This is a genomic window from Bacteroides fluxus YIT 12057 (assembly GCF_000195635.1).
Lineage (GTDB): Bacteria > Bacteroidota > Bacteroidia > Bacteroidales > Bacteroidaceae > Bacteroides > Bacteroides fluxus.
On the sequence record NZ_GL882621.1, the window covers coordinates 113940 to 128915 of the forward strand.

The 14976-nt window shown below is 48.0% G+C and carries 9 protein-coding genes; 6 read left to right on the forward strand and 3 right to left on the reverse strand.

Annotation, left to right across the window (positions count from 1 at the left end; all coding sequences use genetic code 11):
- Positions 1-152 precede the first annotated feature (152 nt).
- Positions 153-971 carry a hypothetical protein gene (locus HMPREF9446_RS05500; protein ID WP_009124455.1) on the reverse strand — a complete coding sequence of 273 codons (819 nt, stop codon included), beginning with the start codon at positions 969-971 and terminating at the stop codon, positions 153-155.
- An 83-nt stretch (positions 972-1054) separates the two neighbouring features.
- Here HMPREF9446_RS05500 and HMPREF9446_RS05505 point away from each other — a divergent pair, with 83 nt between their 5' ends.
- The 3 genes from HMPREF9446_RS05505 to HMPREF9446_RS05515 all read left to right on the forward strand — a co-directional run bounded on the left by HMPREF9446_RS05505 (position 1055) and on the right by HMPREF9446_RS05515 (position 7656).
- Complete coding sequence (locus HMPREF9446_RS05505; RefSeq protein WP_009124456.1) at positions 1055-2485, forward strand: CCA tRNA nucleotidyltransferase; 1431 nt, start codon at positions 1055-1057, stop codon at positions 2483-2485.
- Positions 2486-2685: 200 nt separating this feature from the next.
- Positions 2686-4863 (forward strand): WD40 repeat domain-containing protein, encoded by a 2178-nt coding sequence (locus tag HMPREF9446_RS05510; RefSeq protein WP_009124458.1) that lies wholly within the window; start codon positions 2686-2688, stop codon positions 4861-4863.
- Between the two features lie 33 nt (positions 4864-4896).
- A complete protein-coding gene (locus tag HMPREF9446_RS05515; RefSeq protein WP_009124459.1) occupies positions 4897-7656 on the forward strand; it encodes a caspase family protein in 2760 nt (919 codons plus the stop codon).
- 82 nt (positions 7657-7738) lie between these two features.
- On the opposite strand, the gene HMPREF9446_RS05520 is transcribed toward HMPREF9446_RS05515, so the two are convergent.
- Together HMPREF9446_RS05520 and HMPREF9446_RS05525 are read right to left on the reverse strand one after the other, a co-directional pair.
- Entirely contained in the window at positions 7739-9982 is a 2244-nt protein-coding gene (locus HMPREF9446_RS05520; protein WP_039968628.1) for an inorganic phosphate transporter, read from the reverse strand.
- Positions 9983-10083: 101 nt separating this feature from the next.
- Positions 10084-12141 (reverse strand): RNA degradosome polyphosphate kinase, encoded by a 2058-nt coding sequence (locus HMPREF9446_RS05525; protein WP_009124461.1) that lies wholly within the window; start codon positions 12139-12141, stop codon positions 10084-10086.
- A 114-nt stretch (positions 12142-12255) separates the two neighbouring features.
- Here HMPREF9446_RS05525 and HMPREF9446_RS05530 point away from each other — a divergent pair, with 114 nt between their 5' ends.
- From HMPREF9446_RS05530 to rfbB, 3 genes are all read left to right on the forward strand, one after another.
- Positions 12256-12747: a metallophosphoesterase family protein gene (locus HMPREF9446_RS05530; protein ID WP_009124462.1), complete on the forward strand. Its 492-nt coding sequence runs from the start codon at positions 12256-12258 to the stop codon at positions 12745-12747.
- Positions 12748-12917: 170 nt separating this feature from the next.
- Positions 12918-13820 (forward strand): glucose-1-phosphate thymidylyltransferase RfbA, encoded by a 903-nt coding sequence (rfbA, locus tag HMPREF9446_RS05535; RefSeq protein ID WP_009124463.1) that lies wholly within the window; start codon positions 12918-12920, stop codon positions 13818-13820.
- Between the two features lie 11 nt (positions 13821-13831).
- A complete protein-coding gene (rfbB, locus tag HMPREF9446_RS05540) occupies positions 13832-14971 on the forward strand; it encodes a dTDP-glucose 4,6-dehydratase (RefSeq protein WP_009124464.1) in 1140 nt (379 codons plus the stop codon).
- The last annotated feature ends 5 nt before the right edge of the window (positions 14972-14976 follow it).

The window sequence follows — 14976 nt, forward strand, 5'->3', positions numbered from 1 at the left end:
CGTTTGGTGGCGCAAAGGGTGGCGCAAAACTTTTGTAAAGTACTGTGCTGCAATGCAAAACTATGGCGCAAAGCGTGTCCAAAAAGTGGCGCAAAAAATAGGGTGCAAACGGGTGGACGCAAATGCTTGGAATATAAGGCGTTAAATGAGGCCTATGCCTTCCTCTCTTCCATTTTCTTTTTCACGAACCCGATTTTGAGGTTGGCCTCTTCCATGTTTTTCTTGATTTCTGCCATGGAAGACAGCAATTGCGCTAATTCATAAACGCTGGCCAATGCCTGGCGGTCGGCAACGGTCATGTGGGTGGAATACGGGCGCTCTCCCAGGTAATTGACTTTTATGTTTTTATCCTTGTTCAGATAAAGGAACCCCATGACATTGCCGTCTTCACCCATTTTGTAATCCGCTTTTTCTATTTTTTCTCCCAGGTCGGTGGTTTCATAGCTGTCTTTGGAAGCGGGCGTTTCCGCGAAACTGCCGTCGGGAGCGATTACCTTGACCGCTACGTGGTGAATGTTACGGGAACCGCAATAGATGGAGGTCATGCTCATTACGCCGTTTTCATCTACTTGAAAGCGGAGGAAAGAGCGGTGCAGGTTCTTTTCTATCACTTGTGCGGGATGCAGGTAATTGCCTGTTTTCTGGTATTCGGCATCTTTTTCAAAGGCAAACTTGCTTTTGACGGCATCGAACTCTTGTTGTTTTACCTGTAGCATGCTATCCAGGTAAGCCAGGCTCTGTTCCTGCTCCTTCAGTTCCACTTCTTGCATCAGCCCGATTCCGGCGCGGCGGGTTTCAAAAGCTTTGGGATAAAGGATTTTGATGCTGTCGATCTGTTTTTTGGCTTCGCTATAGTCGCCTTGTTCAAACGCCAGGCGGGCGGCTTGCAGTTTTTCACCGGCTTTTTTCTCTATATCTTCGCAAGCGAAGAGCGTGCAGCACAGGCACGCAAGTAATGCTGCTTTCTTCATATTTCTTGTTCTTGGAGTTTCCGGGAACAAAAATAGAAATAATATCCGTATCTTTGCCCTTTCAAAAAATGATTTATTGACAAATGATAGAATTGACGGCAGAAGAACTGAAACAATATTTCAGTGACGACATATTCAAGCGGATATCCGGGACGGCAGATAAACTGGGACTGGAATGCTATGTGGTGGGAGGATATGTACGCGATATTTTCCTGCAACGTCCATCCAAAGATATTGATGTAGTGGTAGTGGGCAGTGGCATTGCCATGGCCGAGGCGCTGGGCAGAAGCTTGGGACGCGGGGCGCATGTCTCTGTCTTTAAGAATTTCGGGACGGCGCAATTAAAATATCACGGTACGGAAGTGGAGTTCGTGGGAGCCCGTAAAGAATCCTATACACATGATTCCCGTAAGCCCATCGTAGAAGACGGTACTTTGGAAGATGACCAGAACCGGCGTGACTTTACCATCAATGCAATGGCTGTCTGCCTCAACAGTGCCCGTTACGGCGAGTTGGTCGATCCTTTCGGCGGGATGGAGGACCTGAAAGAGAAAACCATCCGTACCCCGCTCGATCCGGACATTACTTTCAGTGACGACCCTTTGCGCATGATGCGTTGTATCCGTTTTGCCACGCAGCTGAATTTCTACATAGATGATGTCACGTTCGAATCTTTGCAGCGTAACCGTGACCGCATTTCCATCATATCCAAAGAGCGCATTGCGGATGAATTGAATAAGATACTTCTTTCTCCGGTACCTTCCAAGGGGTTCATAGACCTAGACCGCAGTGGTTTGCTGGAACTTATTTTCCCGGAGTTGGTAGCCTTGCAAGGGGTGGAAACCCGTAATGGAAGGGCACATAAAGACAACTTTTACCATACGCTCGAAGTGCTTGATAATATCAGCAAGAAGACCGATAACCTCTGGTTGCGCTGGGCGGCCCTTCTGCATGATATCGCCAAGCCTGTAACCAAGCGTTGGGAACCTCGTGCCGGATGGACATTCCATAATCATAATTTTATCGGCGAGAAGATGATACCGGAGATCTTCCGGAAGATGAAGCTGCCCATGAACGAGAAGATGAAGTACGTGCAGAAGTTGGTGAGCCTGCACATGCGTCCTATCGTGATAGCGGATGATGTGGTGACCGATTCTGCAGTCCGCCGTCTGCTGTTCGAGGCGGGGGATGACATCGATGACCTCATGACTCTGTGCGAGGCCGATATCACTTCAAAGAACATGGAACGTAAGAAGCGTTTCTTGAATAACTTTCAGTTGGTACGCCAAAAGTTGAAAGATCTGGAGGAACGTGACCGGATACGCAATTTCCAGCCTCCTGTCAGCGGTGAGGAAATAATGGAAACATTCGGCTTGACGCCTTGCCGGGAGGTCGGTGCGTTGAAAAGTGCAATTAAAGATGCTATTTTGGACGGAGTAATACCCAATGAATATGAAGCTGCGCGTACTTTTATGTTACAACGGGCCGAGAAGATAGGATTGAAAAAAATATAAGTGTTGTCACGGAAAACCGTGATTTTTGCTCTGGTAACTTGGCTATCTTTTTGACCCTCTTGATATTCTTTTTCATCACTTTAGTACAGATAAACCTATTTATAATAAAAAAAACAGGAAAAGGTTGGCTCTGTGATAGGAAATTAATGTTTATATTTGCAAGTACATATAAACATGGTTTACTTTAAACGATAGAGGTTATGAATGAGATGAGATTATGGAACACTCCTGCCAAAGGCATTGCCATGCTTTTTGTGGGTGCTTTGTTCTGCGGGCAGGTAATGGCCCAGGTAGAAGTGAAAAGGAGTTTTCCTTCCGGGAAACGTATTACTGCCTTTGACAATACCACATTTTGTACCGCTTTTTTGTCTGATGGTTCTTTGTTTACACTGCGGGATATACCTGTTGTCGATCTGAGGGATATCGACCAGATAGTGTTCAATCCTACGGGCAGTTCTTTGGCATTGCGCCGCGGCAAGAAAGATATTTGCATTTATTCTTTCCGTGACCGCAACAAGAAGCTGTTTGAACTGAAGGACAAACGGAAAGGATTGAAGGACAGGCGGAATCTGGAGTTTGTGTTGCCGGGCGAAGCCGGTGCGGAACTGATGAAAGACGCTTCCAAAGGCGACATTGTGTCCATTACCATGTGCTATGGTGCAGATGCCCGTAATTTTATCGTTTCCAACTCTTTGGGTGAGATTATCGTTTATGATACAAAAGAGTATCTGCCACAGGCATACATCCAAGGCAAGGCTCCGGCTACTGTATTGGCTATGAGTTCCAACAACTATTTTATTGCTGCCGGGACAGGAAAGAACATTGATGTATGGAATTTCCAGACGAAGCAGCTCCGTACTTCCATTCCGATGACCGGCATGGTGACCGGTATGGAGTTTTCAGCCGATGCTTCGCAACTGGCGGTTGTGACGGACGACAGCCGTTTGACCATTCTTGATACCAAGAACTGGGACAAGGTGGATATCTTCGACAAGATTGGAGGCAAGTTGTCTTGCCCGTCTTTCCATCCGGAAGGAAAATATGTCAGCGTGGTGAAAGATGACAATGCGATTGTTATTATGAACCTCAAGAACAGTGCGGTGGAACAAACGTTGGATGAAGCTGTCGGAGGTGTGGCAGGCAACCGTTTCTTTATCAACAAGCAGAATAGCGATGTCTTTATGATATCCAACCGCCAGAAAGACCTTGTCTTCTGGGATGCTAATGGCTTGAATCCTTTCTTCGGCAAATTGATGAGTAAGGAAGTGGATGCCAAGATGAATGAATGGGTAAAGATGATGCAGGGTGAGTCCATGGAGGATTATGCCATCCGTGTAAATGATGAGACACGCTTGAAGCAACAGCAGTTGTTCGCTCAGGAAGTGGCTACCGAGTTGGCCGGTGACCGTATTTCCATCGAGAATCCTTTTGTAGGCGACTATGATGCTTCCAAGAGCATGCTGAATATCGGCTTTCATTCATTGCCTTCCATTTCGTTGGAGGTGCCTGCCGATGAGGCCGGAGACTTCAAGGACAGCAAGAACTTGAAATTCGATAACGCGGTCTATGTCTTGAATGACAAGGATGAATTCGAATTGGCATACGTTGAGGTCCGTAACGAAACGACCAATAAGGTTTATATCTATGATAACATCGGGCGTACCAAATTGACGGCTTTGGAAGCTGACGACAATTTTGTTCCTCTGGAAGTGATGCAACAGGCAAGCCGTGAAGAAATACAGCTGAAGGAGATCAAGGAAGCTGTTATCGAAGAAAAGAAACAAGATAAGCTGATTACCGAAAACACGCAGATTGACGTGAAGACGGAGGTTGTTCCGGGGGTGGATGCTGACGGTAACAAGATTCTGAACTATAAGGTTGGTTATCAATACGAAGTTATCAACAAAGAGTTCTCCGCCAAAGAGGATTTCCCGTCGGGCGGCTATAATATTGAACGTTCTAATGCGGCCATGTCCCTGATGAAGATCATCAAGAATGCTTTTGAAGGTGATTTCGCCAAATATTTGTCTGAAGGCAAGCAGGTGAAGGTGATTATTACCGGTTCTGCCGATGCCAGTCCGATCCGCGGACGTATAGCCTACGGCGGGCAATATGGCGAATATACGGATGAACCTTACTACAAGGACGGTAACCTTGACAATATTACGGTTACAAAGGCATCGGGTATCACAAGCAACGAGCAGTTGGCGTTGATGCGTGCTGCCGGGGTAAAGAACTACATTGAAAAGAATGTCGCTACTTTGGAGAATACCAGGAATGAATATGAATATCATGTGGAAGTTGCCAAAGAGCGCGGGGGTGAGTTCCGTAAGATTAATGTGGAATTTGTAATCATGGACGCCTTCCCGGTAAAATAAACATTACTGGATAAATAGAAAAACAGACTAGATATGAAGAAACTTTTCATACTGACAACCATTCTCGTGTTGGGAGCGTGGATGAAGGTGGCGGCACAAGATGCCGCCACCGCTTCCAAACGCGCCAACCAACAATATGTGCTTTTTGAAAGTGAGCGCGATAAAGGGACAAACGTAACTGCGATGTACACTTATCTGCTGGATAGTTACGGACAGTTCATAAAGGTAGTCGAAGCACCGGATAACGGTCAGTATTTGAGCGGCGCCAAGAACCGTTTGCGTGCCATGTATCCTTATCTGCTGAATGGTGCCGTTTACTATTCGGAGCAGAAACAGCCTTCCAAGGCACTTGATTTTGCGGCTGCGTATATTGAAATGCCGCAATTGAAGATTTTCCGTAGCGAGTTGCTACCGAAAGACAGCCGTTATGCTTCGGTGGTATATTATGCCGCGGTGTCGGCCTATAACTTGCAGAAGTACTCCCAGGCGTTGAAGTATTTTCAAGAATATCTGAATACCGGTGTGGATGCGCAGGAAAAGGATTGCTATGTGTACATGAACATGATTTACCAGGCACAGAAGAACTATGACGAACAGGAAAAAATCCTGGAAAAGGCAATTGCCAAATATCCTGTCTCGCTTGATTTTCTCTATAACCTGGTGAACGTACATATTGCCACCAACAATATGCCTAAGTTGTTGGCTGCCATCGACCGTATTTTGACGGTCGATCCCAATAATGACAAGGTATTGCCTATCAAGGCGCGTATCCTGGAACGCCAGGGGAAGAATCTGGAGGCACTGGATATTTACAAACGTCTCTATGCGCTGTATCCCAACAGTTTTGAATTGTTGACGGGAGTGGCGCGTGCCAATTTCAATGTGGCGACAGAGATTGTAAACAACGGGGCTACCATTGCCAATGATACGGAGTATGCCCTGGTTCGTCAGCGCGCTTCCGGCTACCTGCTGGATGCCAAGGACCAGTTCCTGAAAATCCTGGAGAAGGAGCCTGCCTCCAAGATGTATATGCAGGGATTGGCCGGCGTATATCAGTATATGGATATGAAAGCCGAATACGAGGTGTTGATGAAGATTATCACCGATGGTGCCTCATATGCTTCTTTCCCTTCCCGGTTGATGGCTTATAATGAAGCTCTGAAGAAGACCGAAGCGGTGGCACAGCAGCAGGAATCTGCCCCGGTACCGGTGGATCCGGCCATGCTGGTTATCCGTGTGGATAGCTTTATGGATGGTAACAAAAATAAGGTAATTGATGCGGGCGAAAGCTTTGCCATACAGTTCACCATCGAGAACAAGGGCCAGGGAGATGCTTATAACCTTCGCCTCCGCCTTTCCGAACAGCAAGGCTTCGATGAGTTTTTTGACGGCCCGCGCGAGCTGGACGGCGGTAATATACCGGCAGGAACTTCCAAGGAATATACTTTCCGCTATTTAGTGAAGAAAGAGATGCCGACCTCTCTGGCCAAGATTAACATTTATGCGTTTGAGGCGAACGGCTTCGATGCCGATCCTGCCGAACTGATTGTCAACACGCAGGAATATGCCATGCCGCGCCTGCGGATAGCAGACCACCAGTTCTTTGCATCCGAAGGCTCATCCATCACATTGGGCAAGAACGGTAAGCTGACTTTGGCGGTGCAGAACTTCGGAACGAAGACTGCCCATAAAGTGAAGCTGAATTTTAAGCTGCCCAACAATATCTTTACTACCGATACCCCGGAAATGACCATTGACAGTATCGCTCCGGGGGATGTAGCGACGCTGGATTATGGCTTTCTTGTGAACAAGCGTTTTGACGGGGATTCTATCGCCGTAATGGTAAGTGTGAGTGAGGACAGCCGTTCTTCTTATCTGAGTGAAGCCTATAAGGTGAAGGTAGGTGAATATCTGACTGCTTCCAGTTCTATTAAGATTAATGGAAATGTGGCAACACGCAAGGTGGAGGCCAAAGATTTCCAGATTGGTTTCCATAGCGAGTTGCTGGAAGATGTTCCGGTGGGAGCTGTGAACCGTCACCGTTATGCCTTGATTATCGGTAATGAGGATTATAGCATGACCGGTGCCAATGCCGAAATCAATGTTCCCTATGCGGTAAATGACGCTATGCTGTTCCGTGAATATTGTGTCCGCACCTTTGGCGTACCCGACGGGCAGATAAAGATTGTTCCCAATGCCACTGCCGGTATGATGCATGAACAGCTCGATTGGCTGGTGAATATGGCAAGTACGGATCCGGAGGCAGAACTGATATTCTATTATTCGGGACATGGCAACAATGATGAGGCTACCAAAGAACCTTATTTGTTGCCGGTGGATATCACAGGCAAGAACATCCGTCTGGGTATCTCTCTGGCCGATTTGTACAAACGGCTGGCCACATATCCCATCAAGGGTGCATACGTATTCCTGGACGCATGTTTCAGCGGCGGTTATAAGAGTGCCGCTCCGTTGCTTGCGCAGAAGGGGGTACGTGTAGTTCCAAAGGTAGGTTTACCGCAGGGGCATACCTTGAGTTTTTCTTCCAGTAGCGGTGACCAGACATCCAGTGTCTATCATGCCAAGAAGCAAGGTTATTATACTTATTTCCTGATAAAGGCCATTAAGGATGCGAAGGGGGACCTTACCATGAAGCAATTGTTCGAAAAGACCAATGCCGAGGTTAAGAAGGCCACTGCCTTGATTGGCAAGATGCAGGAGCCGCAGTATATGGCTTCTCCCACGTGGACGGATTGGACCGACATTAAACTGAAAACTCCGCCGCTAGAATAAAGTTGTAAGTAAGGCCATATAAAAGAAGGGCAGATTGTGATATCGAATCCAATCTGCCCTTCGTGATTTATTGATGGTTTATTTATTCTTCTGCCTGGAACTTGCGGCTTACCTTCATCAAATTGATTGTGTAAGTCACTACATTCTGGGCTTCCTGTATCATGGTCAGGTAAACCATGCTGACTTTGATGCTGCCGCTTTGAGTCTGGATGCGTTGCAATTCTTCACGTTTTAAGTGGGCAAGCTGTCCGTTGAGGTCATTGGCTTTACGTATTTCCGTCTCAAGGTCATGGTAGTCGTTCGTTTCCAGTTTATGGCGGCATACCTGCAATAAATAGTTGATATCTTCCGTCACATCGGCAAATTCGCCTTTCTGGATGGCATCAAGCGGCTTGAAGTTATTGTCAATGTGCTCCAGGCAGGGTTCGCAAAGACGTCCTACGCTATATACCAGTTCGCTGGCGAAATCGTTGCCTTGGTAGTAATAGAGCCCCTTTTCCAATATGATGTTGTTGTCAAGGCGGCACATGGCAAGCGTGCCCGTACGCTTCATCTGCTTGATGAGCTGTTTCTCGAATTTGACGGATCCCATCGCACGGCGTAGGCCACGCAGGTTTTCATGCAGGAAGGAAGTGACGGTACGTTCGAAGTTCTCTTCCGTAAAGGCGAGTATTTTGGTAAGCTCTTCGCGGGTATGTTTGCGCAACAATTCAAGAACCTCGTGATTGTCGGTGCTCTGCATCAGTTGTTTCAGCGTTTCGTTGCCTTTTTCTTTCTCTTTGCGCTTTTTATACATGATCTGGCTGCGGATCAGCATGAATACGGCGAGGCCGATAAGGGCGATGATGGCAATGGTGCCGCCGAAGTGAATCAGCATTGCTACGAAAAAACAGATGGTGAAGGCCGCACCGGCTGTGATGAACCATCCGCCAATGACGCTCAATACACCGGTGATGCGGAATACGGCCGAGTCACGTCCCCAGGCACGGTCGGCAAGCGAGGTACCCATCGCTACCATGAATGTGACGTAGGTGGTAGAAAGAGGCAGTTTCAAGGAAGTACCCAATGCGATGAGCAAACCTGCCAATACCAGATTGACGGAAGCGCGTACCAGGTCAAAAGCCGCACCGTCTGCAATGATGGCTTCGTCTTTCTGGAAGCGGTGGTTTATCCAGCGCTTGGTGCTTTCGGGAGCCATTTTGGAAATTCCGTTGGCAAGTGTCATGCTGAAACGTACCAGTGTACGGGCGATGGGAGTACTGCCGAAATTCTCTTCACCTTCATCCTGGCGGGAGAGGTCAACGGAAGTCTTGATTACATTATGTGCTTTTTTGGAAGTGCAAAGTGCATAGACCATGATGGCTCCTGCACCGATAAGGAAGTACCAAGGGGTTTTGGCAGGGCCGAGGAGGGAGCTCATGAGGAAGCCGTCGGCTCCGGCTGCCGTACCGTTGGTCGTATAATCGATGAATGAAGAATAGCCGGCAAGAGGCACACCGATAAAGTTGACCAAGTCATTGCCTGCAAAAGCAAGGGCGAGCGAGAATGTACCCATCAGCACCACTACTTTGAATATGTTGACTTTGCATAAGTGCAGGATCTGCATCAGAATGGTGAAGAACACGAAACAACAGGTAATCAACATTCCCGTATTGTCTTGTATCCAGTGTTTGTTTTCGGGGGGCATGAACGAGCTGTCCTTCAATCCTTTTATCAGCATGAAGTAGATGATGGAAGTGGCGGCGATACCACCGAACAGGGCAATGCTGTACTTCATCTTTTTCTTGTAGTTGAAAGTAAAGACGATACGTGCCAGCCATTGTACCAACATACCGAAGAAGAACGCGATGGCTACGGAAAGGAAGATACCCATGATGACGGACAGGGCTTTGTCTGTGTTGATAAGGTCGCCGAACCCGAGCGTGTCGCTGTTGTAAACCTTGATAAGTGCCAGTGCGAATGTACCTCCCAGCAACTCGAACACCATAGAAACGGTGGTGGAGGTAGGCATGCCCATTGTGTTGAAGACATCCAACAGTACGACATCCGTCAGCATGACGGCAAGTAATATGCACATGATTTCGGCAAAATAGAAATGTTCTGGTTGGTAGATGCCATGTCGTGCAATATCCATCATACCGTTACTTAGCGCAGCGCCGATAAATACACCGATACCTGCTATGAACAGTATGGTCTTGAAAGAGGCTGCCTTTGCTCCGACAGCCGATTGAAGAAAGTTAACCGCATCGTTGCTGACTCCTACTACAAGATCGAAAATCGCAAGTACGAACAGAAAGACTACGATACCTAAATAGATTGTTTCCATAAATATGTATTTTGTTTCCGCTGCAAAGGAACGTAAATTGTGTTGCAGGGAAGTGTCATACATGTTACAGAAATGTTACGAAACGAATGATATCCGGTTATCTATTTCTGTTTCAGGTATTCGTAAAAGGTGTATTGCGACCGGGTCTTTTCTTTCTGCGGACGGCTTGACTTCCAGCGGTTCCGTAAGCGGTCATCCACAAAGCAGGCTTTTCTCTTGTCGGACAGTTGTATGGAGAGCATGTCTGTCAGCTCCTGTTTCAGGTCCGGGTCCAATATGGGAGTGACGGCTTCGATGCGGCGGTACAGGTTACGGCGCATCCAGTCCGGCGAACCGAGGAAAAGTCTGGGGTCACCTCCATTGCCGAAGTACCAGATGCGGGCATGCTCCAGGAAGGTATCTACGATACGGGTTATCCGGATGTTGCGGCTGTACGGTTGCCCGGGTATCAGACAGCAGATGCCGCGTACAATCAAGTCTATTTCCACTCCTGCCTGCGATGCCTCGTAGAGGCGCTCTATCATGGCCGGATCTTGTAAGGCATTCATCTTAAGGATGATTCTGCCCCGTTTTCCGCTTTGTGCCAGTTCCATCTCATGGTTGATCAGCCGGTTCAGTTCCGGTATCAGATTGAACCGCGCCACCAGCAGGCGGTGGAAAACAGGGTTTTCTTTTCCTTTCAGGGTGCGGAACAGGTTGTGCAGATCATTGACGATAACAGGATTGCAGGTGAAAAGTCCGCTGTCCGCATAGAGGGTGGCGGTCTTCTCGTTGAAGTTTCCGGTGCTGATGTAGGCATAACTGGTCAGCTTGTGCCCTTCTTTGTCGCAGCGTAGTATGAGGGCCACTTTGGCATGGACCTTCAGTCCGGGTATGCTGTAGATGATATTGATGCCGGCGGCTTTCATCATTTCGGCGGTGGCAAGGTTGTTCTCTTCGTCGAAGCGTGCCTTCAGTTCAACGAATACGGTCACTTTCTTCCCGTTCTGTGCGGCGGCTATCAGGGTATTGATGACCGTGGAGTTTTCCGCCACACGGTATTGGGTAACCATGATTTCGCGTACGGTAGGTTCGTGTACCGCTTCATATAAGAAATGTATGAAGTGGTCGAAAGAGTGGTAGGGATAGTGCAGCAGCAAATCCTTCTTCTCTACATACCGGAAGATGGATTCCCGTTCGTCCAGGCAGGTCAGCTTCATGGGTTGCGGCTTTTTGATGGGGCGTACGGTATGGTTGGGATTGGGCAAGTGCCGCAAGTCCTCCATATTGAGATGCTTGTCGCCCGGCACCAGTTCCCTCCGGTCTATATGATAGGCATCTACCAGGAAATCCAGGAAGTCCTGCGGCATGGCACGGTCATAGACAAAACGGCAGACATCTCCGATTTTGCGTTTCTTCACCTTGGTCTTTACCTGCTCTATGATTTCGGAAGTGTTGGCGGCATCGTCTATCAGGATATCCGCATCGCGTGAAATCTTGATGCAGTAGCTGCTCTCTACCTCGTAGCCGGGGAAGATGGTGTCTATATTGGCTTTGATGATGTCTTCGATAAACATCAGGTAGTAATTCTTCCCGACTTTGGGCAATTCGATGAAACGGGGCACTTTGCTGTAAGGCAGTTTCATGACAAAGTACTGTGTGCGGTCGGGTGAACCGGCAGGCACGCCTTTCAGATAAAGGCGCACGGCCAGGTAAAGCCGGTTGTCGCGCAGGAAAGAGATGACCTTGTCTTTGCTCACCGGCACGGGAGCCAGGTACGGGAAAATCTCTTCCCGGAAGAACTTGCGCAGGAACTCCCGGTGGAAAGGCTCCACATTGCGGCTTTGGTAAAAGATGATATGGTGTTTCCGCAAGGCGGGCAGTATCTTTTCTTCGTAGATGCGGATACGTTCCTCCAGCTGGCGGTTTACTTCCCTGTTGATCTCTCCAACCAGTTCGATGGCGGATTGTACGGACTCTTCATCGTTGTGTGCAGCCCCTGTTGCTATGGCTTTATGGTCGGCCACGCGTATCTTGTAGAACTCCTCCAAGTTGGAAGAATATATAGAAATAAAGTTGATGCGCTCATACAGCGGCAAGGAATCGTCTTCGGCTTCCAACAGTACACGGTAGTTGAAAGACAGCCAGCTGATATCGCGTTTGAAATATCTGTTTTCCATAATGCTAAGGTTAAGGGAGAGGTGTAAAAAGTGCCTAAAAGAAATCATAAAGCACACCCTCCTGTTTAAACTTTCCCAAATATAATTACCTTTGTCCTAATAAACAATAGAAAGATGACAAAAATTGGTTTATTATCAGATACGCACGGTTATTGGGACGAGAAGTATCTGCAATATTTCGAATCGTGTGATGAAATATGGCATGCCGGTGACATCGGTTCACTGGAAGTAGCGCAGAAGCTGGCTGCATTCCGTCCGTTCCGGGCGGTATATGGCAATATCGACGGGCAGGAGATTCGTCAACTCTATCCGCAGATTCTGCGCTTTACGGTAGATGGGGCGGAAGTGCTGATGAAGCACATCGGCGGTTATCCGGGCAAATACGATCCTTCCATACAAGGCAGCATCCTGGTGCGCCCGCCAAAATTGTTTGTCAGCGGGCATTCTCATATTCTGAAGGTGAAGTACGACAAGACGTTGGGCATGCTTCATATCAATCCGGGGGCGGCAGGCATTTCCGGTTTTCATAAAGTACGTACAATGGTCCGGTTTGTGATAGACAACGGTACTTTCAAAGACCTGGAGGTGATAGAATTGGCGGGGTGACGGAAACGGATCCGAGCGGTAGCTTAGAATTAAAAATAATTTAATTTATTTTGTACTGCATTCGGTTTACACTATCTTTGCAACTTGAATAGCAAGTTAGAGCCGTGGGGCATCGTCCTCCTTCTTATTTTATTCTCCGTTTGATGTATCACCGAAAAAAGAACTGAAATATGAAAGGAATTATTCTTGCAGGTGGCAGCGCCACTCGTCTCTATCCGTTATCCAAGGCTATCTCAAAGCAGATAATGCCTGTCTATGACAAGCCCATGATTTACTACCCGCTTTCCACGCTGATGCTGGCGGGCATACGTGAAGTCCTGATCATTTCTACCCCCCGTGATTTGCCCATGTTCCGTGAACTGTTGGGAACCGGTGAAGAGCTCGGCATGTCCTTTTCTTATAAGATACAGGAGAATCCCAACGGATTGGCGCAGGCTTTTGTCCTGGGCGCCGAATTTCTGGACGGCGGTCCCGGCTGCTTGATCTTAGGTGACAATATGTTTTATGGACAGGGCTTTTCGGCCATGCTGAAACGTGCCGCTTCCATTGACAAGGGGGCTTGCATCTTCGGGTATTACGTGAAAGATCCCCGTGCATACGGTGTAGTGGAGTTTGATGCCGACGGAAAGGCCATTTCCCTTGAAGAGAAACCTGCGCAGCCCAAAAGCAACTATGCTGTTCCCGGTCTCTACTTCTACGACTCTACCGTCACGGCCAAGGCTGCCGCTTTGAAGCCTTCCGCCCGCGGTGAATATGAAATTACCGACTTGAATCGCCTCTACCTGGAAGAGGGTACTTTGAAGGTGGAGCTCTTCGGCCGTGGCTTTGCCTGGCTTGACACGGGCAATTGTGACAGTCTGCTTGAAGCCAGCAACTTCGTCGCCACCATCCAGAACCGCCAGGGATTCCGTGTCAGCTGTATTGAAGAGATTGCCTGGCGCAAAGGCTGGATAGATATCGACCAGCTGTATCGTCTGGGCGAGCAGCTTGGCAAGACCGAGTACGGCAAGTATCTGATGGAACTGGCCGATTCCAGAACTCATATCGCAAAATTTAAAATTCAAAATTCATAATTCTCAAACTCATGACTTCTTATCTCGTAACCGGTGCTGCCGGATTTATCGGCGCCAACTATATCAAATATATTCTGGCGAAACATAGTGACATTAGAGTGGTCATACTGGACGCTCTTACTTATGCCGGAAACTTGGGAACCATCGCCAATGACATAGACGATGACCGTTGTATCTTTGTAAAAGGTGACATCTGCGACCGTGTGCTTGCCGACGAACTGTTTGCCAAATATAAGTTTGATTATGTGGTGAACTTTGCGGCCGAAAGCCATGTGGACCGCAGCATTGAGAATCCCCAACTTTTCCTGATGACAAACATCTTGGGTACACAAAACTTGCTGGATGCTGCCCGCCGTGCCTGGGTAACGGGGAAGGATGCGTCCGGTTATCCCACTTGGCGTCCGGGGGTACGCTACCATCAGGTATCTACCGATGAAGTTTACGGCTCATTGGGTGCGGAAGGGTATTTTACGGAACAGACTCCGCTTTGTCCGCATAGCCCGTACAGCGCCAGCAAGACAAGCGCTGATATGGTCGTGATGGCGTATCACGATACCTATAAAATGCCGGTAACCATTACCCGCTGCTCCAACAACTACGGTCCTTATCATTTCCCGGAGAAGCTGATTCCGTTGATTATCAAAAATATACTCGAAGGAAAGAAACTTCCGGTCTATGGTGACGGCAGTAATGTGCGCGATTGGTTGTATGTGGAAGACCATTGCAAGGCTATAGACCTTGTGGTTCGTGAAGGTGTGGAAGGAGAGGTTTATAACGTAGGCGGTCACAATGAAAAGACCAATCTTGAGATTGTGAAGCTGACTATTTCTACTATCCGCCGTCTGATGGAAGAAGAACCCAGGTACCGTGAAGTCTTGAAGAAGAAGGAAAAGGGTGCCGACGGACAGATTGACATCAGTTGGATCAACGAAGAACTGATTACTTTTGTAAAGGATCGCCTGGGACATGACCAGCGTTATGCCATCGATCCTACAAAGATTACCGCTGCCTTGGGCTGGTATCCTGAAACAAAGTTTGAGGTGGGTATTGTCAAGACCATCGTGTGGTACCTGAACAATCAGGAATGGGTAGAGGAAGTTACCAGCGGTGATTATCAGAAATACTACGAAAAGATGTACGGAAGAAGGTGATGAAT